We start from the raw sequence: 25,322 nt of genomic DNA, 5'->3' as shown, positions 1-25,322 counted from the left end.
GTAGCCTAATTCTCATCTTAGAAGTTAGGTTTAATAAAAAACATAGAAATGTTTCGCCGCGATTGCCTGTTACACGTGAAACATTTCTATGTTCAATATTGTACTATTTTACTTTTGCTCCGTTAGGCAGTGATTGGTCTACAGTCGCCAAAGATAAAGTGCCATCTTTGCTTCCTGCTAAAATCATTCCCTCAGAAAGCTCACCGCGCAGTTTAACCGGTTTTAAATTTGTTACACAAATAACCTTGCGTCCAACCAAGTCTTCCGGCTTATAATATTGGGCAATCCCGGATACAACTTGGCGTTTTTCATATCCTAAATCGAGTTGGAGCTTGAGAAGCTTATCAGCCTTTTTCACTGGCTCGGCATGAATGACTTCTGCAACTCGCAAATCGATTTTCATAAAATCATCAATCGCAATTTCTTCAGTTTCAGGCTCTTCTTTTTTCTTTTTTTCCACAGCAGGAGAAGTTCCTTGCATTTTAGCCTTAATAAAATCCACTTCTTCCTGAATATCTAAACGAGGAAAAATCGGTTCCCCCTTCACAACCTTCGTTCCCTCAGGAATAATCCCGAACTGATCAAGGCTGTCCCAGGAAGTCAAGGTTTCATCTTGAATATTTAACTGTTCAAAAATTTTATGAGGAGTACGCGTTAAAAATGGCTGCAACAATATAGCAATCCTGCGTAAAGATTCAGCAAGGTGAACCATCACGCTGGCTAATTGTTCCTTATTGCCCTCATCTTTTGCTAATACCCACGGCTGAGTTTCATCAATATATTTATTCGTTCTGCTGATCAGCTGCCATACATTCGTTAAGGCAACTGAGAACTCCATTTTTTCCATTGCTTCTTCATATTTCAATACGGTTTCTTTATTCATTTCAAGCAGCTCTTGATCATACTTGGCTTCGGAACCGCGATAAGCCGGGATAACCCCGTCAAAATACTTCTCGATCATGGCAATCGTGCGGTTTAAAAGGTTTCCGAGATCATTTGCAAGGTCAAAGTTGATTCGTTCAACAAACCCTTCAGGTGTAAACACCCCATCAGCACCAAATGGAACTTCCCGCAATAAATAATAGCGCAGGGCATCTAAACCATAACGGTCAATCAATGTAACCGGATCAACTACATTCCCTTTCGATTTTGACATTTTCCCGTCCTTCATCAACAGCCATCCGTGTGCAAAAACTTTCTTCGGAAGCGGAAGGTCAAGAGCCATCAGCATAATTGGCCAATAGATCGTATGGAAACGGACGATTTCCTTCCCAACTAAATGGACATCTGCAGGCCAGTATTTTCTAAATTTCTCATCATCATCAGAACCGTAACCAAGAGCTGTGATATAGTTAGTAAGGGCATCAATCCAAACATAGATAACATGTTTAGGGTCACCCGGCACTTTTATGCCCCAATCAAATGTTGTTCGGGATACTGCAAGATCTTCAAGACCCGGTTTAATGAAATTATTAATCATTTCATTTTTACGTGACTCAGGCTGAATAAAATCAGGATTTTCTTCATAATATTTGAGCAGCCTGTCTACATATTTGCCCATTCTAAAGAAATATGATTCTTCTTTTACTTTTTCAACAGGCCTTCCACAATCCGGGCAATTCCCGTCTACAAGCTGATAGTCTGTGTAAAATGATTCACACGGTGTACAATACCAGCCTTCATACTCACCCAGATAAATATCCCCTTGTTCTAGCAGGCGCGCAAAAATTTTCTCGACAACCTTTTTATGTCGATCTTCAGTCGTTCTAATAAAATCATCATAGGAGATATCAAGTTTTTTCCAAAGATCTTGAATACCTGCTACAATTTCATCGACATATTCTTTAGGAGTGACTCCTTTTTCCTGTGCTTTCTGCTGAATTTTTTGGCCGTGTTCATCAGTCCCGGTTAAAAACATAACGTCAAAACCACGCAATCGCTTATACCTTGCCATTGCATCACCGGCAACAGTTGTATAGGCATGTCCAATATGAAGATTTCCGCTTGGATAATAGATTGGTGTTGTCAGATAAAAAGTCTTAGATTTTTCCTCCACAATATTCCCTCCTTAAACACAGTCCGGAACCGGTCTTGTCTAATTTTATTTTAAAGATATCCACATGTAAAAAAGCCTCGCCCAAAGGGACGAGAGCCGAATTAAAAAATGTCCTGCCTTTTATTGGGCAATTCATCATTCATCTTTTAAGAAAGATACGAACATGTCTTCTTTATAATCTCAGCATAACCTCTTATATCATCAAAATATACCTAAAAATGTGAAAAAGTGCAATAAGAAAAGCGTAAGCAGCTTATTTAAAACCTCATATTAAAAAAAATTGTTATATTTTTTTTAAAACCGTACAGAAATCAGATAGCATGTTCGAAGTATATAAACAAAATAAGGAAATGCAGGTTTTGTAGAATATTGTAGAATATTGTCGAATGTTGTTGAATTATGAATCTATTTTTCTATAAACAAAAAAGACGATTATTTTTCTTCGACAACAGAGAACGTAAATAAGATGCATGGTTAAACCCTTGTATATCAATGGTTTGATCATATGTAAAAAATTTCTATGGAAATTTAAAACAAAATTATTGACGTTTATGGGAAAGCCTGGTATTATAAAAAACGTAAAATTTATGTCGAATAATGACGAAAGAAATAGAAAAAGAGAAACCCTGAGAGGAGATAAAAATCATGAAATCTACTGGAATTGTTCGTAAAGTTGATGAATTAGGCCGTGTGGTTATTCCAATCGAATTAAGACGTACACTTGGAATTGCTGAAAAAGATGCTCTAGAAATTTATGTTGATGATGATCGTATTATCCTAAAAAAATACAAACCAAATATGACTTGCCATGTAACTGGCGAAGTTTCTGATGAAAACATTTCTTTAGCCGGCGGAAAATTAATTCTTAGCCGCGAAGGTGCAGAGCTGCTTCTTAAAGAAATTCAGGAAAATTTCCAATTTACAGAAAGCAAATAATTAAAGGGTCTGACACCCTCCACCAATGACTATATAGAATAGTTTTGTAAAAATTTATCTATATGTGTATTGGAGGGGTCTGACCCTTTGATTTTGAACATTTATTCTATTATATGGTAAGCAGAATATACATCCCGTTTATTTATTCCTCTGTCTTTTGCCGTTTGCTTAATGGCATCTTTCGAACTCATATTCCTCGCTGTAATATAATGCTCAACGTGCTCTTTTATGCTTAATTTTCCCCACCATGTTGATTGCTGTTCAGCTGGACAAGATGATCCTTCTACAATCAAGCAAAACTCTCCCCTAATTTCGTCTGTTGCAGCCCATTCAATCATTTCCGAAACTGTGCCTCGAATAAATTCTTCATATTTTTTTGTCAACTCACGACAAATCGCCATACGGCGGTCTCCCATTATTTCCTTCAGTAAGATAAGAGTATCTTTAAGCCTGTGAGGAGCTTCATAAAAGATGAGTGTTGCTGTTTGCTCTGCAAGGGCTTCGAGTTCTTTTCTCTTTTCTTTTTTCTGGCGGTTCAAAAATCCGTAAAAATAAAACGGCTGAGTGGAAATACCAGAAGCAATCAAAGCAGTTAAAGCTGCATTTGCCCCCGGGAGAGGAACAACCGGCAAATGTTCGTTTACTGCCATTTCGACTAACTCAAATCCGGGATCGGAAATAGCCGGCATCCCTGCATCACTTACAAGGGCAACGTTTGCTCCCTCTTTCAGCCTGGAAATTATTTTTTCTCCGCTTGTTTGTTTGTTATGTTCATGGTAACTGATAAGCGGAGTTTCAATTTTATAATAATGGCAAAGTTTTTTAGTATTTCTTGTATCCTCGGCAGCTATAAGATCAGCTTCTTTCAGGATTCTTACAGCTCGAACACTCATATCTTCTAAATTGCCAATTGGGGTAGGGACAAGGTAAAGGATGCCTTTGTTATCTTCATTTTGAAAACTTTTTTGCTGCCACATATAAACCACCCGTTTCCTTCATTAAGTATTCCTCTTTCTTTTTTCGTGTCCATTTTTTAAATTGATATTCAGCTTTAAGTGCTTCACTTTTATCATTGAATTGCTGAGAGTAAACAAGTTTGACTGGCCCTCGTCCTCTTGTATATTTGGCAGCCTTCCCTTCATTATGGAGCTTGAGCCTTTTTTCCAGATTATTTGTATAGCCGGCATACAAAGAGCCGTCCTTGCATTCAAGGACATAAAAGAAGTGGTTAGATTTTTCCATACAAAATCTCTCTTATCTCCGGAGTATATTCGTTATTTTCATTATACACATATAGGGGTGGCAAAATTTTTATATCCGGGTTCCCATGTTTTATCGCTTCAATTAAAAGAGTGTTTGCTTCTTTCCCTTGTTTTGGATAAACAAATTGAATCCGTTTTGGTTCCAGTTGATAGCTCCTCATTAGCGTTACAATATCAAGGAGCCTTCCTGGCCGATGGACAAACGCCACTTTTCCGCCCTGCCTTACCAAATGGCTAGAGACCCGTATTGCATCTTCCAATGTACAAAAAATTTCATGGCGGGCAATGGCGAGATGTTCATTCAAATTAATTTCTTCATGGGAAGGGGTAGGGAAGTAAGGAGGATTGCAAGTCACGACATCAAACTTGCCATAGCCCAACTGTTTTGGCATGTCTTTAATATCCCCATGGATCATGTGAATCCGATTTTCCAATTCATTATATTCAATGCTTCGAACAGCCATATCGTACAGCCGCTCCTGGATTTCGACTCCAGTGATTGTTCCTTTCGTTCTCTTGCTTAAAAAAAGAGGGATCACTCCATTTCCACTGCATAAATCAATTAAGTTCCCCTTCTGAATCGGTACATAGACGAACTTTGAAAGCAATACGGCATCTAAAGAAAAAGCAAACACAGACGGACTCTGGATGATCCGCAAATCTTCTGCTAATAAATAGTCTAAACGTTCATCATCTTTTAAATTGACCATCCTTGTTTTCTCCACCTTTTAATGATGAATTTATCTTATGAAAAATAGCCTTCCCAAATCCAAGGAAGGCTGTCCATTATTTCTTATTTAAAAAAGATAAACAAAATAAGCAATCTCCTTCTTTGCGGGGGCTTCCAAAATGCACATTGCAAATATGGAAACCTTCCTGATAAAGCCGGGCAAGGTTATCATAGCCTTCGCCAATATCAAACGGATTTTTATCAACGGGCCCCGTTTGGTCTGCGGCCTTTTTCTCTTTCCCTGGTTTTTGCTGCTTTTGATTTTCCGTGGTTATCTCCAGACGGCGTCTAAGATGCTCATTTTCCAGCTTTAGAGAGTTATTCTCTTCCAAAATTTCTGCTACATGCTGTTTTAACTCACCAAGCTGCTTATATAAATGGCCAATTTGTGCTTCCATATTACTCACTGAATCAAAGATTTCTTTTTTATCCACTCGTTCCACCTCATTGTCCGGCTGCGGCTCCTAGCTTCTCAAGGTCAAACTGTTTTATCCATGGCCTCCAAATCAAATCCTTTTAGAGACTAAGTTATGCTTGACGAATCTTACTGGTCGTCTCTTTTGTTTTCTCTTAGTCTGTGGATTGAATCGAAACCGCACCTTCTTTTAAAACTTCATCGAGAGTGTATTCAAGTACGCGTTCCTGTCCCATTAATTCCACTTGAAGAACGCGTTCCAATATATTTAAACCAACAACTTTTCCAGATCCATGTGGAGTATCTATTATTTCTCCTAAATCAGGAAGCTGTTCTTTTGCTGTTTCATATTCATCATTTTCATACTTTAAACAGCACATAAGCCTGCCGCATAAGCCGGAAATTTTGGTAGGATTTAAAGAAAGGTTTTGATCTTTCGCCATTTTAATTGAAACAGGATCAAAATCACCTAAAAATGTCGAACAACACAGCATTCTCCCGCATGGGCCGATACCACCCAGCATTTTTGCTTCATCTCTAACACCTATTTGACGCAATTCAATTCTTGTGCGAAAGATCGAAGCCAAGTCTTTTACCAACTCCCGAAAGTCAACTCTCCCGTCCGCTGTAAAGTAAAAAATAACTTTATTCCGGTCAAAAGTGTATTCTACATCAACTAACTTCATATCGAGCTGATGTTCATTCACTTTTTCACAGCAAATTTCATAGGCTTCTTTCGCTGCAGCTTTATTTTCCTCAACCTTTAGCCGATCCTTTTGATCTGCAATTCGAAGGACTTTTTTCAAAGGAAGGACAACATCATGTTCATCAACCTGTTTTCGGGCAATAACCACTTTTCCGTATTCCACGCCCCTAACAGTTTCAACAATCACAAAATCGCCCTTCTGAATTGAGAGATCTCCGGGATCAAAATAATAGATTTTTCCCGCTTTTTTAAAACGTACACCTACAACATCATACAAATGAAGATCCCTCCTTTAATTTAAGCACAAGCTGTTCCATTAACAGCTGCGGGTTCATATTGGCATGCAGCTTTCTTTTTGCTTCCAAAATAGCAGTCATCTGCTCGGTAAGACGACGTCCGGATGTTTCGAGGGCAAACTGTTCTAAACGGGCCTTTTCATTTAGATAAACAATTTTCTCATGCATACCAAGCTGTATATATAGTAAATCTTTAAAAATAAGAAGGAATAAGTCTAAACCACGATCAAGCTGTTCTTTCTCTTTAAAATGCTGAAACCATTGATCTTGAAGATGAACCATTGCTTCAAGAGGATTTTTCGTCAGCATTTCATATAATTTTAACACTATTTTTTGAGCTTGTGCAAACCAATCGTCATGACTTAATTCCAATGCTTCTTCTAAATTATTAGTTATTTGGACTAGCATTGGAGCTAAGTTTGGGGTGACTCCATTCGCTGTAAGTCGGGATATCATCATTTGTGGCGACAAAGGCTTAAAAGAAATCGTCTGGCATCTGGAAAGTATCGTTGGAAGAATTTGTTGAATCTGTTCTGTAATTAAAATAGCAGTTGTTTCAGAGTTTGGCTCTTCAAGAAACTTTAATAGACTGTTAGCTGCGTTAACTGTCATCCGGTCTGCATGGATAATCATGTAAAGTTTTTGCTTCGATTCAACCCCTGTTTTAGAGAATTCCTCCTGAAGAGCTTGAATCTGGCTTTTTTTAATTGAAAGGCCATCCGGTTCCAAAATATGAACATCCGGATGGTTCCCATTATTAATCCTTCTGCAATTCATACAAGCTTCACACGGGATATATCCTTCTAATGGTGACTGACAAAACAAGCTTTTCGCCAAGAGCAGCCCAACTTCTTTTTTTCCTGTCCCACGCTTTCCTTCAAACAAGTACGCATGAGCCAGACGGTCTTTGATCAAGCTGTTTTTTAACATTTTTAAAACCGACGGCTGCATTTCTTCCAGTTGTGTCCATGTCTTTGCCAATCCGATCACTCTCTTACGTATATAAATTAATCAAAAGGCCTTTTATTTCGCCGATTTTTTCCAGTAAATTCATTGATTTTTCTTCTTTTTCCAATATGTCTTCCGTTAACTCAACCAATTTTTGATCAATCGTTTCGACAATTTTTAAAGATCTTCCTTGTCCAAATTGATTCCAGCTGTGAGATTGCTTTAACTGCATTCCAAATTCAACTGTTTCCTTTACAAAACGTTTCACAAGAGTTTTGAATTTTGCCAAATCCTTAAATGTTTGGGACCGCAAAAGCCTTTCTCCTGCATCATCAATATCCTTTATAAGCTGCTGGAGTTTTTCCATTTGCATTTTTTGGTCATACTTTTGGACAAATTCATTAAATTTTATTCCATTTCTTGACTGCAGCTTTGTTTCCTTTCTGCTATTATCAATGTTTAAACGAAGATCTTGATTAATTTTCATGTCTTACCCCCGGAAACATACTGCTAGAATTGAAGGAACTGTTCAATCGGCACTACAAAAACAGTTGCTCCGCCAACTTCAACTTCTACAGGATATGGAACATAGGAATCTGCATTTCCTCCCATTGGCGAAACCGGTGCCACTAATTGATCTCTAGACCGGCAATTTTCTTTTATAATTTGCAAGCATCTTTCCACTCTAATATCTTCAGTCCCGATCATAAAAGTAGTGTTTCCGGATCTTAAGAATCCGCCTGTTGTTGCTAGTTTTGTAACCCGAAAATTATTTTCGACCAGCGCAGTTGAAAGGCGGTTGCTATCTTGGTCTTGAACGACAGCAATAATTAGTTTCATTCTCTCATCCTCCTGTAAGTATTTCCGATTTCCATTTTTCTTTTATTATAACAGTTATGATGTTCGATGAGAGAAATCTTTCCTGCGGTAAAGGATTCGGATAGTAAATATATGATTACCTATACATTTCTAACAGTTGTTTTACTTTCGCTTTTGATTCTTCGCATACCTCTTCTATTGTTCTCGAGGCATCAATTTTATAAATCCTTTCAGGAAATAGTTTCATTAATAGCAAATAACCTTCTCGAACTTTATGATGGAACTCCATTGTTTCAAGATCGAGTCTATTTACTTCTCTGCCTTTATGCTGATTTATTCGCTTGAAACCCAGCTCCGGTTCAATATCAAAATAAAAAGTGAGCTCAGGCATCATCCCTTCAATCGCAAAACGGTTAATCGAGAACACTTCCTCAATGCCCAGACCTCTGGCATAACCTTGGTAAGCAAGCGAACTATCAATAAAACGGTCGCAAATCACAATCATGCCTGATTCTAAAGCTGGTTTCACTTTTTCTACAAGGTGCTGCCTCCGTGCTGCTGCATAAAGCAATGCTTCTGTTCGCGGATCCATAGCCGTATTGCTTTTATCAAGAATAACCTTGCGAATTTGTTCGGCAATCTCTATTCCGCCGGGTTCTCGTGTCTTAAGCACTCTATGCCCTTCCCTTTCGAGCTCATCGGCCAACATTTCGATAATGGTAGTTTTTCCAGCCCCTTCAGGTCCTTCCACAGTAATAAAAACACCTTTTTTCATTTTATTTACCCCCAGATGATGACTCTTTCTGTATTGAAATAATGACTTTTTTAAACTTTATATACCTTAATCTCTCCTGCCTTTAACCTTTCCCCACCTTGGAACCTGGCTCCGCTCTTGAGTAAAAATTGCAACTGTTCAATGGATTCATTTGTAATCAATTCCCCAGGGAATAAAAATGGAATGCCCGGAGGATATGGAATAACAAATTCGGCAGAAATTTGATTGGCCGCATCCGCCAAGGAAATCCATTGGGTTGTTAATCTGTTCATTGCTCTTCGGCTAATTGCCGGTTCAGATACAGCCTGTTTGCTATAAAAAATCGGCGTCCTATTTTTATTCGAGAAAGGCACCTCTTCTAAGGCTTTAGCAATTTTTATTGCTGCTTGTTCAAATGGATAGTCATGTCCTGCCTTTAACAAGGGCAATACGAGCAAAACATTATATGGATCTGCCAGTTCTGAATAGACTCCTTGTTCTTCAAACCTTTTTTGTAACTCGAAACCATTTAATGAACAATTTGTTTGAATCGTTATCTTTAAAGGATCGCTGTCTCCTTCTTGATAGGATAAAACCTTAATTTTATCAATATTCCTTAATTTATCGATTAGTTGATCAATTTTCCCGATTACGTATTCCCGATCCGCTTTATTGTATGTGCCTATATAACTCCTGGCCAAATCAAGCGATGCCATAATCGGATAAGAAGGGCTGCTCGATTGGACAATCTGCAAATATTGAACGAGACGTTCCTGCGAAATAAATTTACTGTTAAAATGCAAAAAAGATCCCATTGTCATGGCTGGAAGTGTCTTATGAGCCGATTGGACGACAATATCTGCTCCAAGCTGCAATGCTGACTTCGGAAATGGCTCTCCAGCAATAAAATGAGCACCATGTGCTTCATCGATTAATACAGGTATGTCATACCGATGAGCAAGACGGATTATCTTCTCCAAGTCGTATACAAGGCCGTAGTAATTCGGATATGTAAGAATGATTGCTTTTGCATTCGGATATAAGTGAATCGCTTTTTCTACTGTCTCGTAGGAGACTGACCCGGCTATTTTCCAATTATGATCAAATTCAGGGCCAAGATAAACAGGAGCTGCCTTTGCAAGAGCAATCCCATTTAAGATCGATTTATGGCAATTACGCTGTACAAGTACAACATCATCTTCTCCAGCTGCCGCAAGTATCATAGCAAGTATTCCGCCAGTTGTGCCATTGACCAAGAAAAAGCTCTTTTGCGTCTCGTATACATTCGACAGCAACTCTTCGGCTTCATAAATCACACCTTCAGGAGAATGAAGATCATCCAGGCCAGTAAGCTCTGTTGCATCAATTTTTAAAATTTCTTTATAAAAAGGAATTCCTTCTTCCGGAAAAACGTGACCATATTTATGTCCCGGGACATGGAAGGAAATAGGCTTTCTATTGTTGTGTGAAAGAAGTGCATGATATAAAGGTGTAATTGTCTGATCCATATTTCACCGTACTCTTTCTGCTAAGATTCTCATTTATTTTAACAAATAAAATGGTTAAGTTAAAAAAAATAAAGCCCCTTTAAGCAAGGGACCTGTTAAGAATATATTTCAGGTGTTGTAATTTTTTTAAGCTGTTTTAAATAATGTTTATATTTTGGATCATTTGTTTCCGTGTTAATTAGATCCTGCTCACATTCCGTGCAGATAAACGAAGTATATATATGTATGCCTTTTAATTTCACTTGCTCACAAACTACACATGTTTCCCCGAGTTGTTCTTTTGCAAACAAATAGCTCATTAACTCCACCTCCATACACCTTATTCTGTCCCTTCAAAACAATTTGTATACAATTTTTAGAATAGTTTCACGAAAAAAGCTTCTTGATTTATTGTATGTTTTCTTTTGCAATCAAGTGTATGTCTATAGAGGTTTTCTTTTTTTATTTCAATATAATTGAGGGATTTAGTTTAACAAAAATAAAAAAGAACAACCGATTTTGGTTGTTCTTTCATTTTGCCTGGCAGCGTCCTACTCTCGCAGGGGCAATGCCCCAACTACCATCGGCGCTGAGAAGCTTAACTTCCGTGTTCGGTATGGGAACGGGTGTGACCTTCTCGCCATCGCCACCAGACCTATTCATTTGAGATTTCATTCTCTCAAAACTAGATAATGTTATGCAGAAGTGAAGAACAATGAGTATCACTTGCGGACTTCTTCCGCTTTTTAATTTGGTTAAGTCCTCGATCGATTAGTATCTGTCAGCTCCACGTGTCGCCACGCTTCCACCTCAGACCTATCAACCTGATCATCTTTCAGGGATCTTACTAGCTTGACGCTATGGGAAATCTCATCTTGAGGGGGGCTTCATGCTTAGATGCTTTCAGCACTTATCCCGTCCGCACATAGCTACCCAGCTATGCCTTTGGCAAGACAACTGGTACACCAGCGGTGCGTCCATCCCGGTCCTCTCGTACTAAGGACAGCTCCTCTCAAATTTCCTGCGCCCGCGACGGATAGGGACCGAACTGTCTCACGACGTTCTGAACCCAGCTCGCGTACCGCTTTAATGGGCGAACAGCCCAACCCTTGGGACCGACTACAGCCCCAGGATGCGATGAGCCGACATCGAGGTGCCAAACCTCCCCGTCGATGTGGACTCTTGGGGGAGATAAGCCTGTTATCCCCGGGGTAGCTTTTATCCGTTGAGCGATGGCCCTTCCATGCGGAACCACCGGATCACTAAGCCCGACTTTCGTCCCTGCTCGACTTGTAGGTCTCGCAGTCAAGCTCCCTTATGCCTTTACACTCTGCGAATGATTTCCAACCATTCTGAGGGAACCTTTGGGCGCCTCCGTTACTTTTTAGGAGGCGACCGCCCCAGTCAAACTGCCCACCTGACACTGTCTCCCGCCCCGATCAGGGGCGCGGGTTAGAATTTCAATACAGCCAGGGTAGTATCCCACCGACGCCTCCACCGAAGCTGGCGCTCCGGCTTCTCAGGCTCCTACCTATCCTGTACAAGCTGTACCAAAATTCAATATCAGGCTGCAGTAAAGCTCCACGGGGTCTTTCCGTCCTGTCGCGGGTAACCTGCATCTTCACAGGTACTATAATTTCACCGAGTCTCTCGTTGAGACAGTGCCCAGATCGTTACGCCTTTCGTGCGGGTCGGAACTTACCCGACAAGGAATTTCGCTACCTTAGGACCGTTATAGTTACGGCCGCCGTTTACTGGGGCTTCGATTCAGAGCTTCGCTTTTAGCTAACCCCTCCTCTTAACCTTCCAGCACCGGGCAGGCGTCAGCCCCTATACTTCGCCTTGCGGCTTCGCAGAGACCTGTGTTTTTGCTAAACAGTCGCCTGGGCCTATTCACTGCGGCTTTTCCGGGCTATGCACCCAGAAAAGCACCCCTTCTCCCGAAGTTACGGGGTCATTTTGCCGAGTTCCTTAACGAGAGTTCTCTCGCTCACCTTAGGATTCTCTCCTCGCCTACCTGTGTCGGTTTGCGGTACGGGCACCTTTTTCCTCGCTAGAGGCTTTTCTTGGCAGTGTGGAATCAGGAACTTCGGTACTACATTTCCCTCGCCGTCACAGCTCCGCCTTCTGCTAACGGGATTTGCCTCGTTAGCGGCCTAACTGCTTGGACGCGCTAATCCAGCAGCGCGCTTGCCCTATCCTCCTGCGTCCCCCCATCACTCAAACGGAAAAGAGGTGGTACAGGAATATCAACCTGTTGTCCATCGCCTACGCCTTTCGGCCTCGGCTTAGGTCCCGACTAACCCTGAGCGGACGAGCCTTCCTCAGGAAACCTTAGGCATTCGGTGGATGGGATTCTCACCCATCTTTCGCTACTCATACCGGCATTCTCACTTCTAAGCGCTCCACCAGTCCTTCCGGTCTAGCTTCAACGCCCTTAGAACGCTCTCCTACCGCGGACACCAAACGGTGTCCACCCACAGCTTCGGTGATACGTTTAGCCCCGGTACATTTTCGGCGCAGAGTCACTCGACCAGTGAGCTATTACGCACTCTTTAAATGGTGGCTGCTTCTAAGCCAACATCCTGGTTGTCTAAGCAACTCCACATCCTTTTCCACTTAACGTATACTTTGGGACCTTAGCTGGTGGTCTGGGCTGTTTCCCTTTTGACTACGGATCTTATCACTCGTAGTCTGACTCCCAAGGATAAGTCTTTGGCATTCGGAGTTTGTCTGAATTCGGTAACCCGATGAGGGCCCCTAGTCCAAACAGTGCTCTACCTCCAAGACTCTCACACTTGAGGCTAGCCCTAAAGCTATTTCGGAGAGAACCAGCTATCTCCAAGTTCGATTGGAATTTCTCCGCTACCCACACCTCATCCCCGCACTTTTCAACGTGCGTGGGTTCGGGCCTCCATCCAGTGTTACCTGGACTTCACCCTGGACATGGGTAGATCACCTGGTTTCGGGTCTACGACCACATACTCATTCGCCCTATTCAGACTCGCTTTCGCTGCGGCTCCGTCTCTTCGACTTAACCTTGCATGTGATCGTAACTCGCCGGTTCATTCTACAAAAGGCACGCCATCACCCATGAATGGGCTCTGACTACTTGTAGGCACACGGTTTCAGGTTCTCTTTCACTCCCCTCCCGGGGTGCTTTTCACCTTTCCCTCACGGTACTGGTTCACTATCGGTCACTAGGGAGTATTTAGCCTTGGGAGATGGTCCTCCCTGCTTCCGACGGGATTTCACGTGTCCCGCCGTACTCAGGATCCACTCAGGAGGGAACGAAGTTTCGACTACAGGGTTATTACCTTCTCTGACGGGCCTTTCCAGACCTCTTCATCTACTCCGTTCCTTTGTAACTCCATGTTGAGTGTCCTACAACCCCAGGAGGCAAGCCTCCTGGTTTGGGCTGTTCCCGTTTCGCTCGCCGCTACTCAGGGAATCGCGTTTGCTTTCTCTTCCTCCGGGTACTTAGATGTTTCAGTTCCCCGGGTCTGCCCTCCTAGCCCTATGGATTCAGGCTAGGATCCTATCCCATTACGGATAGGGGGTTTCCCCATTCGGAAATCTCCGGATCAATGCTTACTTACAGCTCCCCGAAGCATATCGGTGTTAGTCCCGTCCTTCATCGGCTCCTAGTGCCAAGGCATCCACCGTGCGCCCTTTCTAACTTAACCTTCAAGGTTTGAAACCTAAAATGGCGATACTCGGTTCTTCTTTTGCCTTCTTCACATTATCTAGTTTTCAAAGAACGAATTGGTGGAGCCTAGCGGGATCGAACCGCTGACCTCCTGCGTGCAAAGCAGGCGCTCTCCCAGCTGAGCTAAGGCCCCGTTATTAAGATGGTGGGCCTAAATGGACTTGAACCATCGACCTCACGCTTATCAGGCGTGCGCTCTAACCAGCTGAGCTATAGGCCCACATAACAGATAATTATATTTCATTGAAGGAATTGTTCCCTCAAAACTAAACAAACAAAAGCGATCAACTATTCTGTTGTAATGTCTAGCTACGGCTCCTAGCCTCTCGAGTCGCTTCGCTTCTTCTGTCAAAGTCTTTTGGACTTTTCCGCCAGAAGCTCCAGCGCTTGTCGAGGCTAACCAGTCGCCTTCGCTTTTCGTATAATCCTTAGAAAGGAGGTGATCCAGCCGCACCTTCCGATACGGCTACCTTGTTACGACTTCACCCCAATCATCTGTCCCACCTTAGGCGGCTGGCTCCTTGCGGTTACCTCACCGACTTCGGGTGTTACAGACTCTCGTGGTGTGACGGGCGGTGTGTACAAGGCCCGGGAACGTATTCACCGCGGCATGCTGATCCGCGATTACTAGCGATTCCGGCTTCATGCAGGCGAGTTGCAGCCTGCAATCCGAACTGAGAATGGTTTTTTGGGATTGGCTCAGCCTCGCGGCATCGCAGCCCTTTGTACCATCCATTGTAGCACGTGTGTAGCCCAGGTCATAAGGGGCATGATGATTTGACGTCATCCCCACCTTCCTCCGGTTTGTCACCGGCAGTCACCTTAGAGTGCCCAACTGAATGCTGGCAACTAAGGTCAAGGGTTGCGCTCGTTGCGGGACTTAACCCAACATCTCACGACACGAGCTGACGACAACCATGCACCACCTGTCACTCTGTCCCCCGAAGGGGAACGTCCTGTCTCCAGGATTGTCAGAGGATGTCAAGACCTGGTAAGGTTCTTCGCGTTGCTTCGAATTAAACCACATGCTCCACCGCTTGTGCGGGCCCCCGTCAATTCCTTTGAGTTTCAGCCTTGCGGCCGTACTCCCCAGGCGGAGTGCTTAATGCGTTAGCTGCAGCACTAAAGGGCGGAAACCCTCTAACACTTAGCACTCATCGTTTACGGCGTGGACTACCAGGGTATCTAATCCTGTTCGCTCCCCACGCTTTCGCGCCTCAGCGTCAGTTACAGACCAGAGAGCCGCCTTCGCCACTGGTGTTCCTCCACATCTCTACGCATTTCACCGCTACACGTGGAATTCCGCTCTCCTCTTCTGCACTCAAGTTCCCCAGTTTCCAATGACCCTCCACGGTTGAGCCGTGGGCTTTCACATCAGACTTAAGGAACCGCCTGCGCGCGCTTTACGCCCAATAATTCCGGACAACGCTTGCCACCTACGTATTACCGCGGCTGCTGGCACGTAGTTAGCCGTGGCTTTCTGGTCAGGTACCGTCAAGGCACCGCCCTATTCGAACGGTACTTGTTCTTCCCTGACAACAGAGCTTTACGACCCGAAGGCCTTCTTCGCTCACGCGGCGTTGCTCCGTCAGACTTTCGTCCATTGCGGAAGATTCCCTACTGCTGCCTCCCGTAGGAGTCTGGGCCGTGTCTCAGTCCCAGTGTGGCCGATCACCCTCTCAGGTCGGCTACGCATCGTCGCCTTGGTGAGCCGTTACCTCACCAACTAGCTAATGCGCCGCGGGCCCATCTGTAAGTGATAGCCGAAGCCATCTTTCAGCTCTTTCCCATGCGGGAAAGAGGATTATCCGGTATTAGCTCCGGTTTCCCGAAGTTATCCCGGTCTTACAGGCAGGTTGCCCACGTGTTACTCACCCGTCCGCCGCTGACTTCAGGGAGCAAGCTCCCATCGGTCCGCTCGACTTGCATGTATTAGGCACGCCGCCAGCGTTCGTCCTGAGCCAGGATCAAACTCTCCAAAAAAGAGTAAGATATGCTCATAAAATAATTAACGTTGACGCTTTTGTTTGTTCAGTTTTCAAGGAACAATTTAAGTTGTCGCTTGTAGGCGACTTTATTAATATAACATTCTCAAAATGTCATGTCAACATTTTTGTATCTTTTTGTTATCGCATTATTGGCGACAACGATTTATATATTAACATCATAAAATAGAATCGTCAATATATTATTTACAAAAAAATTTTAAGCTATTTCCAGTTTGGAGTATATTTAAGAAAACCGCTGAGATTAACAGCGGAATTTTCCTTATAATATCCATGTTTGAATCACAACTAACGCACACAGGCCAGGAATTCCGAGGATTCCGGAAACGACAGAAGTTGCAAGATTAATTGGAACATATATTCCAAAATGATTGCCAAAGGCATTTAAGAAAAATAAAAGAAGCGCCCCTATCAGCACTTTAATAAATATTTGCCCAACAAAGCGTACAGGTTTTACAGGAGCTCCTGCAAAAAGAAGCAATATGAGTAATGCTCCCAAAACGGATATGACAACAATCGGTTCCACTTACTTCAGATCCCCCTCTTGCTTACAACTTGTACTAAATATATATGTCTTTAGCTGTAAAAAAGACCAGGGGAAACTTCTAATCTTATTTCCTAATCGAAATCTTTCTATGTTTCGCCTCTTTAAATAGAAAAAAATACTTGGCTTCAGCAAGTTTTGTTTGGCATATAACATCTTCGGAAGGGTCAAAACTTTTTTCCACTAACGCTTTTTGGTTCCGCCATTGTTTTTTTAATTCTTCTAATTGGCAAATAAGCTTTTCATCAAATTCTTTGCGCAGCCATCCTTTTCGCCGAAAAAACATCACATTTTTCCCTCCCGGTAAGTTATATTTCTCTTCGGCCTTCGAGGGCTTTTGATAATGTTACTTCATCTGCGTATTCTAAGTCTCCTCCGACAGGAAGTCCGTGCGCGATTCTCGTTATTTTAATTCCAGATGGTTTTAACAATCTTGAAATGTACATCGCGGTTGCTTCCCCTTCAATATTCGGGTTTGTTGCTAAAATGACTTCCTGTACCGTTTCATCTTGAAGTCTTTTCAGCAAGTCCGAAATATTTATATCCTCAGGACCAATCCCATCCATTGGTGAAATTGCCCCATGAAGAACGTGATAAAGGCCATTAAATTCTTTCATTTTCTCCATTGCAATGACATCTTTCGGATCCTGAACCACGCAAATTACGGTTCTGTCTCTGCGCTGGTCTTTACAAATATAGCAAGGATCCTCATCAGTAATATGTCCACAAACAGTGCAATATGTTAAATTCCGTTTCGCATTTACTAACGCTTTTGCAAAATCAAGCACTGCATCTTCTTTCATACTCAGTACAAAAAAAGCCAGACGTGCAGCCGTTTTCGGGCCGATCCCTGGCAATTTCATAAAGCTGTCAATCAGCTTGGATATCGGTTCAGGATAATGCATAATAACAAATTCCTCCTAGAATATTCCCGGAAGGTTTAGACCTTTTGTAAATTGACCCATTGTTTCACTCGCTAACTCATCTGCTTTTTTCAGCGCATCATTTACAGCCGCCAGCACAAGGTCTTCGAGCATTTCAACATCATCAGGGTCAACAGCCTCTTGGTTGATTTTTACTTCTACAATTTCTTTATGGCCGGTTGCAATCACTGTTACCATCCCGCCTCCGGCTGTTCCTTCCACTTTCTTTTCTCCCAATTCTTCTTGAGCTTGTGCCATTTTCTTTTGCATTTTCTGCATTTGCTTCATCATATTTTGCATATTACCCATTCCACGCATCATTATAAAACCCTCCAATTTAATCTTTTATTTCAATTAACTCTTCTCCAAAAAGCTTTATTGCTTCGGCAACAATCAGATCTTCCTCTTTCGATTCTACTCCATCTTCTTTTCCATCTGTATGATGACCTTGCAAAAATTCTTCACGGATTTTTAACCACTGATCTTCAGGTACGCCTACAATTTCAAGCCTTTTTCCCGTTAGTTCTTGAAGGGACCCTGAGATCGCCTCTAAGAATTTGGCATTTTCCATCGCCATCTGGCAATGAATTTCATATTTAAATTTTATAATAAAAGCATTGCTCGATGCAGCAACCGGTTCAGCTTTATTTAATAATGCTGCCTGAGAACGCATTTGCCTGCTTACAAGGGAATCAAGCATATCGCCCCAGCAACTTTTTATGGTATTAAGATCCGGTTTCGTAGCCTGTTTAAGAATTTCATTAATTTTTCCGACCGGTGCTTTAAAACCTCTTCGTGCGCTTCTTTGCGGTTTATTTTGAACGGTGTTCTGAGTTGCCTGGCTGGCAGGAATGCCATTTGCTTTCAGTTGGCGTATTTCATCTTCTAACTGTTCAATTCGGTTGATAAGCTTCTGAAGGTCATGTGAAGTCTGATGAGTAGCCAGTTTTTCAAGCTGGCAAAGCTTCACAATGGCAACCTCTAAAAAAATCTTTGGATGGTTTGTCCAGCGCATATCTTGCTGTGCTTTATTTAACGTGTCTATAAGCTCATAAATAACATTCGAACTCATTTCATTTGCCAGCGCGAGAAAATCTTCATCAATCATGACTCTTTCCAACGATTCTTCAAGGGAGGGCGCTGCCTTATATAACAGCATATCACGATAATAGTGAATCAAGTCTTCAATAAATCTCACAGGATCTTTTCCTAAGAAAAATAATTCTTCTAAAGCTTCTAGTGCGCTAGCCACATCTTTTTTATATATTGCCCGGGCAAGTTTATTTAAAAATCCCTGTGATACAGACCCGGTAACTGTTAATGCATCTTCAATTGTGACGCGGTCCCTGCTAAAAGAGATCGCTTGATCAAGTAAACTTAGCGCGTCCCTCATTCCGCCTTCTGCAGCTCTCGCAATGACTTGCAAGGATCCCTCTTCATAGTCCACACCCGTCTGGTCAGCTATTAATTTCATTCTATTCACAATCGCCTGTGCAGTGATTCGTCTAAAATCAAACCGCTGGCATCTTGAAATAATAGTTAGCGGAATTTTATGCGGTTCTGTTGTGGCCAAAATAAAAATAACATGCTTCGGGGGTTCCTCTAAAGTCTTCAAAAGCGCATTAAACGCACCAATGGAGAGCATATGCACTTCGTCTACGATGTAAACTTTGTATTTTACAACACTTGGTGCATATTTTACTTTATCGCGAATATCACGGATTTCTTCTACCCCATTGTTGGACGCAGCATCAATTTCAATCACATCAGGAATTGAACCATCGGTTATCCCTTTGCAGGCAGGGCATTCATTGCACGGTTCATGGACTGGCGCCCGTTCACAGTTCACAGCTTTTGCGAGAATTTTTGCAGCACTAGTTTTCCCAGTTCCCCGGGGCCCTGAAAAAAGATAAGCATGCGAAATTTTTTGCTGAAGCAGGGCGTTTTGCAATGTCTTCGTAACATGTTCCTGTCCGACTACGTCAAGAAAAGTCTGTGGACGCCAAACACGATATAAAGCTTGATAACTCAAGTGACACCGCCCCCTTCCATTTTGTATCCTCCCTATTATAACGTAATTAATTTAACTTTTACAAAGCGAAAGTGCAATTTCATTTGAAAAGCATCTAATCACAATAATAATGAAAAAACTCATCCTGCATACAGGATGAGTTGTCGCTTTATGTATAACTGCCGTGCACCTTCCGTCGACTGACACCCATAAGCGTTACTTAAGCAGTTAGCTCGGCCCAGGCAACCCTGCGGCACATGGGAGCGTCCACTTAATGCTGCTTCCTTCCGGACCTGACATGGTTCATGGATTCCCATTGCGCAGGACCCGGGCGTCAACACCACTTACTTAAGGCAGGCCCTACAGTATGGCAGCCTAAGGAAGGGATTCAGCCTCGCTAGAGCGGATTGCGAGTACAGGGCACCGCTACCTCCCCGCTTAGCACGGCAAAGTTGATACCTTATTAAGTTGCGCCATATGTGACGCATTTATTAGTATACTAAGTTTCAATAGAAAAAGCAATGCTTATTCATTGTCAATTCCTGTATCTTCAGCCAACTTGCTGTTTTTCTGCTGTTTTTTCTCTAGCTTTTTCCTCTCACGGATCTTTCGGAAAAAGTCTGTAAGCAATTGTCCGCATTCTTGTTCAAGAACGCCAGCAACCACTTCACTTTGATGATTAAAACGAGTGTCCTGAAGCAAATTCATAAACGTTCCGGCACAACCGCCCTTAGGGTCACTTGCGCCGTATACCACTTTGCTTATTCTTGACTGGATAATGGCACCGGAACACATGGCACAAGGCTCTAACGTAACATACAGCACCGCATTCTCAAGCCTCCACGTACCGAGTGCCTTGCACGCCTTGGCAATCGCAAGAAGCTCGGCATGGGCTATCGCATTCTGTTTTTTTTCCCGCAAATTATGGGCCCGGGCAATGATTTGGCCATCTAATACAATAACAGCTCCAATCGGCACCTCTTCTATTTTTTCTGCTTTCTTTGCTTCCTCAATTGCCTGTTTCATAAAATATTTATCTTGTTCATAAATGTCATTCATCATTTAAATCCCTTCTTGCTTACTTTCATATTAAAAAATGCTTTGCATACGGTTTGCCTTTAAATATAGAAATTTCGCCTGCCTTGTTATTTCTTCCCTAGCATGTTCATAAGATGATTGTAGCGTTTATTTCTCAGGGAGGGAAGAGCATGCAAATTCATGTAGTCCAGCAAAATCAGACGTTATTCGAGATTGCGCAAACATACGGAACTACCGTTGATGACATAATAAAAGCAAATGAGATACCAAACCCAAATAACCTAGTTGTTGGACAGACATTGGTTGTCCCAATTATCGGAAGGTTTTACTGGGTGCAGCCAGGCGACAGCCTTTGGTCCATCTCCCGAAAATTTAACATTTCTGTTCAAGAACTTGCCAACGTAAATCGTATTTCACTTAATCAGCCGCTGCAAATTGGGTTCCGCCTCTATATCCCCCAGGGACTAAAACCAAGGGCAGAATTTAACGGGTATGTCGAACCAAGGGGTACATCTGTTGCACCAATATTAGAAAACAGCGCGAGGGAAGCGGCACCTTATTTAACCTATCTTGCTCCATTCAGCTTTCAAGCTTTGAGGGACGGATCCCTAAAGGAGCCACTGTTGAATAATTTCCCTGCTATTGCCAGGGCAAATAACAATGTGCTTATGATGGTTATCACAAATCAGGAAAATGACCAATTCAATGATGAATTAGGCCGGATTTTGTTAAACGATATGAATATCCAAAATAAGTTCTTAAATAATATTGTTGCAACCGCAAAAAAATACGGATTCCGGGATATTCACTTTGATTTTGAGTACTTAAGGCCTGCTGACCGAGAAGCTTACAATCGTTTCCTTCGGAAGGCACGAGACCGTTTTAAGCAAGAAGGCTGGTTAATTTCAACTGCACTTGCCCCTAAAACAAGCGCCGGACAAAAGGGGCGCTGGTATGAGGCGCATGATTATAAGGCACATGGAGAAATTGTCGATTTTGTCGTGATTATGACATACGAATGGGGATACAGCGGAGGTCCGGCGATGGCTGTCTCACCGATTGGCCCTGTCAGAAGAGTGCTCGAATATGCTGTCAGTGAGATGCCGTCTTCAAAAATTTTAATGGGGCAAAATTTATATGGCTACGACTGGACTCTACCATTTGTAAAAGGCACCGTTGCCAAAGCAGTCAGCCCACAGCAAGCAATCCAGCTTGCAGCCCGCTACAATGTCCCTATTCAATATGATACAAGAGCACAGGCCCCCTTCTTTCGTTATGTTAATGAAGAAGGAAAGAGGCATGAAGTATGGTTTGAAGACGCCCGCTCCATTCAAGCAAAATTCGATCTAATAAAAGAATTGAAACTAAGAGGAATGAGTTATTGGAAATTGGGGCTATCGTTTCCGCAAAATTGGCTGCTCATTATAGATAATTTTAATGTTGTAAAAAGACCAACTTAAAAACAAAACCAGAAAAAATCAACTCGTTCTTAGCTGCGTATCCTTTTCGGCAGCTTTTATTTTTTCCTCTAACTATTCCATATCCCTTCCACTCTGATTATGTTAAAATACTTTTTGTGTCGTTTGGAATGACAGCATGTTAGAATATTTCAAAAATAATTCATGCAAAGTATGCCTAAGAACAGTAACAAAAGAGAGGGGGACAAACAGTGGGGGGAACGCCATTTATAACCGTTGAAGGGCCTATTGGCGTAGGAAAAACATCTCTTGCAAGAGCGATTTCCGAACATTTTCAATTCGCATTATTAAAAGAAATCGTTGATGAAAATCCTTTCCTCGGAAAATTTTATGAAAACATTGAGGAGTGGAGTTTTCAAACAGAAATGTTTTTTCTCTGCAACCGCTATAAACAGCTGAGTGACATTAATGCCCATTATCTCAAGAACAAGAAACCGGTAGTAGCCGATTACCATATATTTAAAAACCTTATTTTTGCACAGCGGACATTGAGTAAGCACGAGTATCAAAAGTATTTTAAGATTTATCAAATCTTAACAGAAGATATGCCAAAACCAAATGTCATTATTTATTTGCGTGCGAGTCTCGATACTCTTCTAAAGAGAATCAAAATAAGAGGGCGCGAAATTGAAAAAAATATCAGCCCGATCTATTTAGAGCAATTATCCATCGATTACGAAAATGCCATAAACAATTTTGAAAAACAAAACCCCGACATTCCAGTATTACGGTTTAACGGCGACAAACTGGATTTCGTAAATAACCCAGATGATTTGAACTATATCATAAAAAAATTGTCTACATTACTTAAAAAAGGAGTCTTTGAACATGGAACTTCGAACGAAATATAATATACCGTCAAATGCAGTCATTACGATAGCCGGAACGGTTGGGGTCGGCAAATCTACGATGACAAAAGCCCTGGCAAATGCTTTAGGGTTCCGCACCTCTTTTGAAAAAGTAGACACAAATCCATATTTAGATAAATTTTACGCTGATTTTAAACGCTGGAGCTTCCATTTACAAATTTACTTTCTGGCAGAACGTTTCAAAGAGCAAAAACGCATCTTCGAATACGGAGGCGGTTTTGTTCAGGACAGATCCATCTATGAAGATACCGGGATTTTTGCAAGAATGCATTATGAAAAAGGAACAATGTCAAAAGTTGATTATGAGACATATAGAAGCTTATTTGAAGCGATGGTAATGACTCCATACTTTCCACACCCGGATTTATTAATTTATCTTGAAGGTTCTTTTGATGATATATTAACCCGGATAAAAGAACGGGGCCGGCCTATGGAACAGCAAACACCGGTTGAATATTGGAAAGAAATGCATGAACGCTATGAAAATTGGATCAACACATTTAATGCATGCCCAGTTCTTCGCATAAACATAAGCGATTATGATATTATTGAAGATGAAAGTTCAATTGAGCCAATTGTTGAACGAATTTCCTACATTTTAAAACAGTCACAGTTAATAAAACGATAAGAGGATGTCTCATAAGGGTCAGACCCCATAATAACAATATATAGCACATTTCCTATATATTGTTATTATGGGGTCTGACCCTTTGGCTTTTAATTTAAAACTCCGTGCACGTTTTTTGTATAAAAAAAATTCGTTACAAAATTTTGTAACGAATTTTAATCTCCAATTTTTATGCGCTGTGGTATTGCAAATTCGATAATGGTGGAGGAAGAGGGATTCGAACCCCCGCGGGCTTTTACACCCCTGTCGGTTTTCAAGACCGATCCCTTCAGCCAGACTTGGGTATTCCTCCATATCGACACCAAATAATATAGCATAGTGTGATAAACAAGTCAACAATTATTTAATGATTTTTTCCGAGCGGGTTTCCCCCGCCCGGATTTTTTTTAATTTTTCGGTGCAATGACTTCCCGGTTGCCCATATATGGACGCAGTACTTCTGGAATGATAACTGTACCGTCTTCTTGCTGATAATTTTCCAAAATAGCTGCAACCGTTCGTCCTATCGCAAGTCCGGAACCGTTTAATGTATGCACATACTCCGGTTTTGATTTCGGTTCGCGGCGGAAACGAATATTTGCCCTGCGCGCCTGGAAGGCTTCAAAATTACTGCAAGAAGAAATTTCACGATACGTATTATAGCTTGGCAGCCAAACTTCAATATCATATTTTTTCGCTGCAGTAAATCCTAGATCTCCTGTACACATGCTCATAACACGGTATGGCAATCCAAGCAATTGCAATACTCTTTCTGCGTGGCCAGTCAATTTTTCCAATTCATCATAAGAATCTTCAGGTTTTACAAATTTTACAAGCTCTACTTTATTAAATTGATGCTGACGAATCAAACCGCGTGTATCACGGCCCGCAGAACCCGCTTCAGAACGGAAACATGCACTAAATGCTGCATAATTAATTGGCAGATTATCAACATTTAAAATCTCATCGCGATGCAAATTCGTTACAGGTACTTCTGCTGTCGGAATTAAGAAATAATCTTCACTTTCAATTAAGAATGCATCTTCTTCAAACTTAGGAAGCTGGCCTGTTCCTGTCATGCTGGCGCGATTGACTAAATATGGTGGAAGAACTTCTTGATACCCGTGTTCTTCTGTATGAAGATCAAGCATGAAATTAAACAAAGCTCGCTCCAGCCGGGCACCTAATCCTTTATAGAAAACAAAGCGGCTTCCAGTTACTTTTCCTGCACGCTCAAAATCAAGGATTCCAAGTTGGTCGGCAATTTCCCAGTGCGGTTTCACTTCAAAATCAAATTGCGGAACTTCTCCCCATTTTCGAACTTCTACATTATCATCTTCTGATTCCCCTACAGGAACACTTTCATGAGGAATATTCGGAATGCTTAATAATAGCTTTTCCAGCGATTCTTCCACTGTTCGAAGTTCATCGTCTAATGCTTTAATTTTTTCACCTACTTCTCTCATCTCTTTAATAAGATGTTCGGCATCTTGTTTTTCACGCTTAAGCTGAGCAACCTGCTGTGATACTTCATTGCGCTTGCTTTTTAGCTGTTCACTTTCAACAATCAGCTCGCGTCGTTTTTTATCCAGCTCTTCAAACTTCCCTAAATCGGTTAAATCTTCGCCGCGGTGCTGAAGCAATTTTTTTACTTCCGCAAAATTTGCTCTTAAATATTTTAAATCGAGCATATAAAAGTCCTCCTTTAAGAATAGCTGTGTGTGCATT

General features: G+C 41.9%; 23 protein-coding genes, 3 tRNA genes, 3 rRNA genes and 1 other RNA gene. 4 read left to right on the top strand and 26 right to left on the bottom strand.

The features are described from left to right. Window positions 1-103: 103 nt before the first annotated feature. Window positions 104-2,056 carry a methionine--tRNA ligase gene (metG, locus tag BMMGA3_RS00235; protein ID WP_003347133.1) on the bottom strand — a complete coding sequence of 651 codons (1,953 nt, stop codon included), beginning with the start codon at window positions 2,054-2,056 and terminating at the stop codon, window positions 104-106. 645 nt (window positions 2,057-2,701) lie between these two features. Here metG and BMMGA3_RS00230 point away from each other — a divergent pair. Continuing rightward, a complete protein-coding gene (locus tag BMMGA3_RS00230; RefSeq protein WP_003347131.1) occupies window positions 2,702-2,992 on the top strand; it encodes a transition state genes transcriptional regulator AbrB in 291 nt (96 codons plus the stop codon). Between the two features lie 101 nt (window positions 2,993-3,093). Here the strand turns inward: BMMGA3_RS00230 and rsmI are convergent, their stop codons facing one another. From rsmI to tadA, 23 genes are all read right to left on the bottom strand, one after another. Next, window positions 3,094-3,969, bottom strand: coding sequence for a 16S rRNA (cytidine(1402)-2'-O)-methyltransferase (gene rsmI / locus BMMGA3_RS00225; protein ID WP_003347129.1), 876 nt, complete (start codon window positions 3,967-3,969; stop codon window positions 3,094-3,096). Beyond that, a complete protein-coding gene (locus BMMGA3_RS00220; protein ID WP_003347127.1) occupies window positions 3,941-4,234 on the bottom strand; it encodes a GIY-YIG nuclease family protein in 294 nt (97 codons plus the stop codon). The genes rsmI and BMMGA3_RS00220 overlap by 29 nt, the downstream gene beginning before the upstream one ends. Next, complete coding sequence (locus tag BMMGA3_RS00215; RefSeq protein WP_003347125.1) at window positions 4,221-4,964, bottom strand: tRNA1(Val) (adenine(37)-N6)-methyltransferase; 744 nt, start codon at window positions 4,962-4,964, stop codon at window positions 4,221-4,223. Before BMMGA3_RS00215 ends, BMMGA3_RS00220 begins: the two co-directional genes overlap by 14 nt. Window positions 4,965-5,040: 76 nt before the next feature. Continuing rightward, window positions 5,041-5,418, bottom strand: a complete 378-nt coding sequence (gene yabA, locus BMMGA3_RS00210; protein ID WP_003347122.1) for a DNA replication initiation control protein YabA — start codon at window positions 5,416-5,418, stop codon at window positions 5,041-5,043. A gap of 136 nt (window positions 5,419-5,554) precedes the next feature. Continuing rightward, window positions 5,555-6,382 carry a competence/sporulation regulator complex protein RicT gene (locus BMMGA3_RS00205; protein ID WP_003347121.1) on the bottom strand — a complete coding sequence of 276 codons (828 nt, stop codon included), beginning with the start codon at window positions 6,380-6,382 and terminating at the stop codon, window positions 5,555-5,557. Next, window positions 6,375-7,382, bottom strand: a complete 1,008-nt coding sequence (holB, locus tag BMMGA3_RS00200) for a DNA polymerase III subunit delta' (protein WP_003347119.1) — start codon at window positions 7,380-7,382, stop codon at window positions 6,375-6,377. Before holB ends, BMMGA3_RS00205 begins: the two co-directional genes overlap by 8 nt. A gap of 13 nt (window positions 7,383-7,395) precedes the next feature. After that, window positions 7,396-7,836 (bottom strand): YaaR family protein, encoded by a 441-nt coding sequence (locus BMMGA3_RS00195; protein ID WP_003347117.1) that lies wholly within the window; start codon window positions 7,834-7,836, stop codon window positions 7,396-7,398. A 23-nt stretch (window positions 7,837-7,859) separates the two neighbouring features. Then, complete coding sequence (locus tag BMMGA3_RS00190; protein WP_003347115.1) at window positions 7,860-8,189, bottom strand: cyclic-di-AMP receptor; 330 nt, start codon at window positions 8,187-8,189, stop codon at window positions 7,860-7,862. Window positions 8,190-8,304: 115 nt separating this feature from the next. Further along, a complete protein-coding gene (tmk, locus tag BMMGA3_RS00185; protein ID WP_003347113.1) occupies window positions 8,305-8,943 on the bottom strand; it encodes a dTMP kinase in 639 nt (212 codons plus the stop codon). Window positions 8,944-8,993: 50 nt separating this feature from the next. Next, window positions 8,994-10,430 carry an aminotransferase class I/II-fold pyridoxal phosphate-dependent enzyme gene (locus BMMGA3_RS00180; protein WP_003347112.1) on the bottom strand — a complete coding sequence of 479 codons (1,437 nt, stop codon included), beginning with the start codon at window positions 10,428-10,430 and terminating at the stop codon, window positions 8,994-8,996. 95 nt (window positions 10,431-10,525) lie between these two features. Continuing rightward, window positions 10,526-10,729, bottom strand: a complete 204-nt coding sequence (locus BMMGA3_RS00175; protein WP_003347109.1) for a sigma factor G inhibitor Gin — start codon at window positions 10,727-10,729, stop codon at window positions 10,526-10,528. A 218-nt stretch (window positions 10,730-10,947) separates the two neighbouring features. Beyond that, window positions 10,948-11,063, bottom strand: a 5S ribosomal RNA gene (gene rrf, locus BMMGA3_RS00170). A 97-nt stretch (window positions 11,064-11,160) separates the two neighbouring features. Continuing rightward, window positions 11,161-14,095, bottom strand: a 23S ribosomal RNA gene (locus tag BMMGA3_RS00165). Window positions 14,096-14,175: 80 nt separating this feature from the next. Continuing rightward, a tRNA-Ala gene (locus tag BMMGA3_RS00160) sits at window positions 14,176-14,251 on the bottom strand. Window positions 14,252-14,261: 10 nt separating this feature from the next. Continuing rightward, window positions 14,262-14,338 (bottom strand) — tRNA-Ile (locus BMMGA3_RS00155). A 212-nt stretch (window positions 14,339-14,550) separates the two neighbouring features. Beyond that, a 16S ribosomal RNA gene (locus BMMGA3_RS00150) occupies window positions 14,551-16,101 on the bottom strand. Together the 16S, 23S and 5S rRNA genes with 2 tRNA genes alongside form the textbook arrangement of a ribosomal RNA operon. A gap of 285 nt (window positions 16,102-16,386) precedes the next feature. Further along, the gene (locus BMMGA3_RS00145; protein WP_003349816.1) at window positions 16,387-16,650 is read right to left on the bottom strand and encodes a pro-sigmaK processing inhibitor BofA family protein; all 264 of its coding nucleotides are present in this window, start codon (window positions 16,648-16,650) and stop codon (window positions 16,387-16,389) included. 85 nt (window positions 16,651-16,735) lie between these two features. Next, window positions 16,736-16,954, bottom strand: a complete 219-nt coding sequence (locus tag BMMGA3_RS00140; protein ID WP_003349815.1) for a YaaL family protein — start codon at window positions 16,952-16,954, stop codon at window positions 16,736-16,738. Window positions 16,955-16,976: 22 nt separating this feature from the next. Continuing rightward, window positions 16,977-17,573 (bottom strand): recombination mediator RecR, encoded by a 597-nt coding sequence (recR, locus tag BMMGA3_RS00135; RefSeq protein WP_003349814.1) that lies wholly within the window; start codon window positions 17,571-17,573, stop codon window positions 16,977-16,979. Between the two features lie 15 nt (window positions 17,574-17,588). Further along, window positions 17,589-17,912 (bottom strand): YbaB/EbfC family nucleoid-associated protein, encoded by a 324-nt coding sequence (locus BMMGA3_RS00130; protein WP_003349813.1) that lies wholly within the window; start codon window positions 17,910-17,912, stop codon window positions 17,589-17,591. Window positions 17,913-17,928: 16 nt separating this feature from the next. Continuing rightward, entirely contained in the window at window positions 17,929-19,623 is a 1,695-nt protein-coding gene (gene dnaX / locus BMMGA3_RS00125) for a DNA polymerase III subunit gamma/tau (protein ID WP_003349812.1), read from the bottom strand. A 161-nt stretch (window positions 19,624-19,784) separates the two neighbouring features. After that, window positions 19,785-20,049: signal recognition particle sRNA large type (gene ffs, locus BMMGA3_RS16870), an RNA gene on the bottom strand. A gap of 78 nt (window positions 20,050-20,127) precedes the next feature. After that, window positions 20,128-20,661 (bottom strand): tRNA adenosine(34) deaminase TadA, encoded by a 534-nt coding sequence (tadA, locus tag BMMGA3_RS00120; RefSeq protein WP_003349810.1) that lies wholly within the window; start codon window positions 20,659-20,661, stop codon window positions 20,128-20,130. Window positions 20,662-20,810: 149 nt separating this feature from the next. Between tadA and BMMGA3_RS00115 the strand changes: the two genes are divergently transcribed. From BMMGA3_RS00115 to BMMGA3_RS00105, 3 genes are all read left to right on the top strand, one after another. Further along, window positions 20,811-22,100, top strand: a complete 1,290-nt coding sequence (locus tag BMMGA3_RS00115) for a LysM peptidoglycan-binding domain-containing protein (protein ID WP_003349809.1) — start codon at window positions 20,811-20,813, stop codon at window positions 22,098-22,100. Between the two features lie 209 nt (window positions 22,101-22,309). Continuing rightward, window positions 22,310-22,969, top strand: coding sequence for a deoxynucleoside kinase (locus tag BMMGA3_RS00110; protein ID WP_003349807.1), 660 nt, complete (start codon window positions 22,310-22,312; stop codon window positions 22,967-22,969). After that, the gene (locus BMMGA3_RS00105; protein WP_003349806.1) at window positions 22,947-23,615 is read left to right on the top strand and encodes a deoxynucleoside kinase; all 669 of its coding nucleotides are present in this window, start codon (window positions 22,947-22,949) and stop codon (window positions 23,613-23,615) included. Before BMMGA3_RS00110 ends, BMMGA3_RS00105 begins: the two co-directional genes overlap by 23 nt. A gap of 199 nt (window positions 23,616-23,814) precedes the next feature. On the opposite strand, the gene BMMGA3_RS00100 is transcribed toward BMMGA3_RS00105, so the two are convergent. Continuing rightward, window positions 23,815-23,907 (bottom strand) — tRNA-Ser (locus BMMGA3_RS00100). 94 nt (window positions 23,908-24,001) lie between these two features. Continuing rightward, window positions 24,002-25,285: a serine--tRNA ligase gene (gene serS, locus BMMGA3_RS00095; protein ID WP_003349805.1), complete on the bottom strand. Its 1,284-nt coding sequence runs from the start codon at window positions 25,283-25,285 to the stop codon at window positions 24,002-24,004. Window positions 25,286-25,322: the final 37 nt, after the last annotated feature.

The organism is Bacillus methanolicus MGA3, from assembly GCF_000724485.1.
Classification (GTDB): domain Bacteria; phylum Bacillota; class Bacilli; order Bacillales; family Cytobacillaceae; genus Bacillus_Z; species Bacillus_Z methanolicus_A.
This window is presented reverse-complemented; position numbering and strand designations above follow the sequence as displayed.

Bases quoted from the DNA above. Each gene is read 5' to 3' on its own strand.
- BMMGA3_RS00230 (WP_003347131.1), top strand. From the start codon at position 2,702: ATGAAATCTACTGGAATTGTTCGTAAAGTTGATGAATTAGGCCGTGTG.
- rsmI (WP_003347129.1), bottom strand. From the start codon at position 3,969: ATGTGGCAGCAAAAAAGTTTTCAAAATGAAGATAACAAAGGCATCCTT.
- BMMGA3_RS00220 (WP_003347127.1), bottom strand. From the start codon at position 4,234: ATGGAAAAATCTAACCACTTCTTTTATGTCCTTGAATGCAAGGACGGC.
- BMMGA3_RS00215 (WP_003347125.1), bottom strand. From the start codon at position 4,964: ATGGTCAATTTAAAAGATGATGAACGTTTAGACTATTTATTAGCAGAA.
- BMMGA3_RS00195 (WP_003347117.1), bottom strand. From the start codon at position 7,836: ATGAAAATTAATCAAGATCTTCGTTTAAACATTGATAATAGCAGAAAG.
- BMMGA3_RS00190 (WP_003347115.1), bottom strand. From the start codon at position 8,189: ATGAAACTAATTATTGCTGTCGTTCAAGACCAAGATAGCAACCGCCTT.
- tmk (WP_003347113.1), bottom strand. From the start codon at position 8,943: ATGAAAAAAGGTGTTTTTATTACTGTGGAAGGACCTGAAGGGGCTGGA.
- BMMGA3_RS00180 (WP_003347112.1), bottom strand. From the start codon at position 10,430: ATGGATCAGACAATTACACCTTTATATCATGCACTTCTTTCACACAAC.
- BMMGA3_RS00175 (WP_003347109.1), bottom strand. From the start codon at position 10,729: ATGAGCTATTTGTTTGCAAAAGAACAACTCGGGGAAACATGTGTAGTT.
- BMMGA3_RS00140 (WP_003349815.1), bottom strand. From the start codon at position 16,954: ATGTTTTTTCGGCGAAAAGGATGGCTGCGCAAAGAATTTGATGAAAAG.
- recR (WP_003349814.1), bottom strand. From the start codon at position 17,573: ATGCATTATCCTGAACCGATATCCAAGCTGATTGACAGCTTTATGAAA.
- BMMGA3_RS00130 (WP_003349813.1), bottom strand. From the start codon at position 17,912: ATGATGCGTGGAATGGGTAATATGCAAAATATGATGAAGCAAATGCAG.
- tadA (WP_003349810.1), bottom strand. From the start codon at position 20,661: ATGAATGACATTTATGAACAAGATAAATATTTTATGAAACAGGCAATT.
- BMMGA3_RS00115 (WP_003349809.1), top strand. From the start codon at position 20,811: ATGCAAATTCATGTAGTCCAGCAAAATCAGACGTTATTCGAGATTGCG.
- BMMGA3_RS00105 (WP_003349806.1), top strand. From the start codon at position 22,947: ATGGAACTTCGAACGAAATATAATATACCGTCAAATGCAGTCATTACG.
- serS (WP_003349805.1), bottom strand. From the start codon at position 25,285: ATGCTCGATTTAAAATATTTAAGAGCAAATTTTGCGGAAGTAAAAAAA.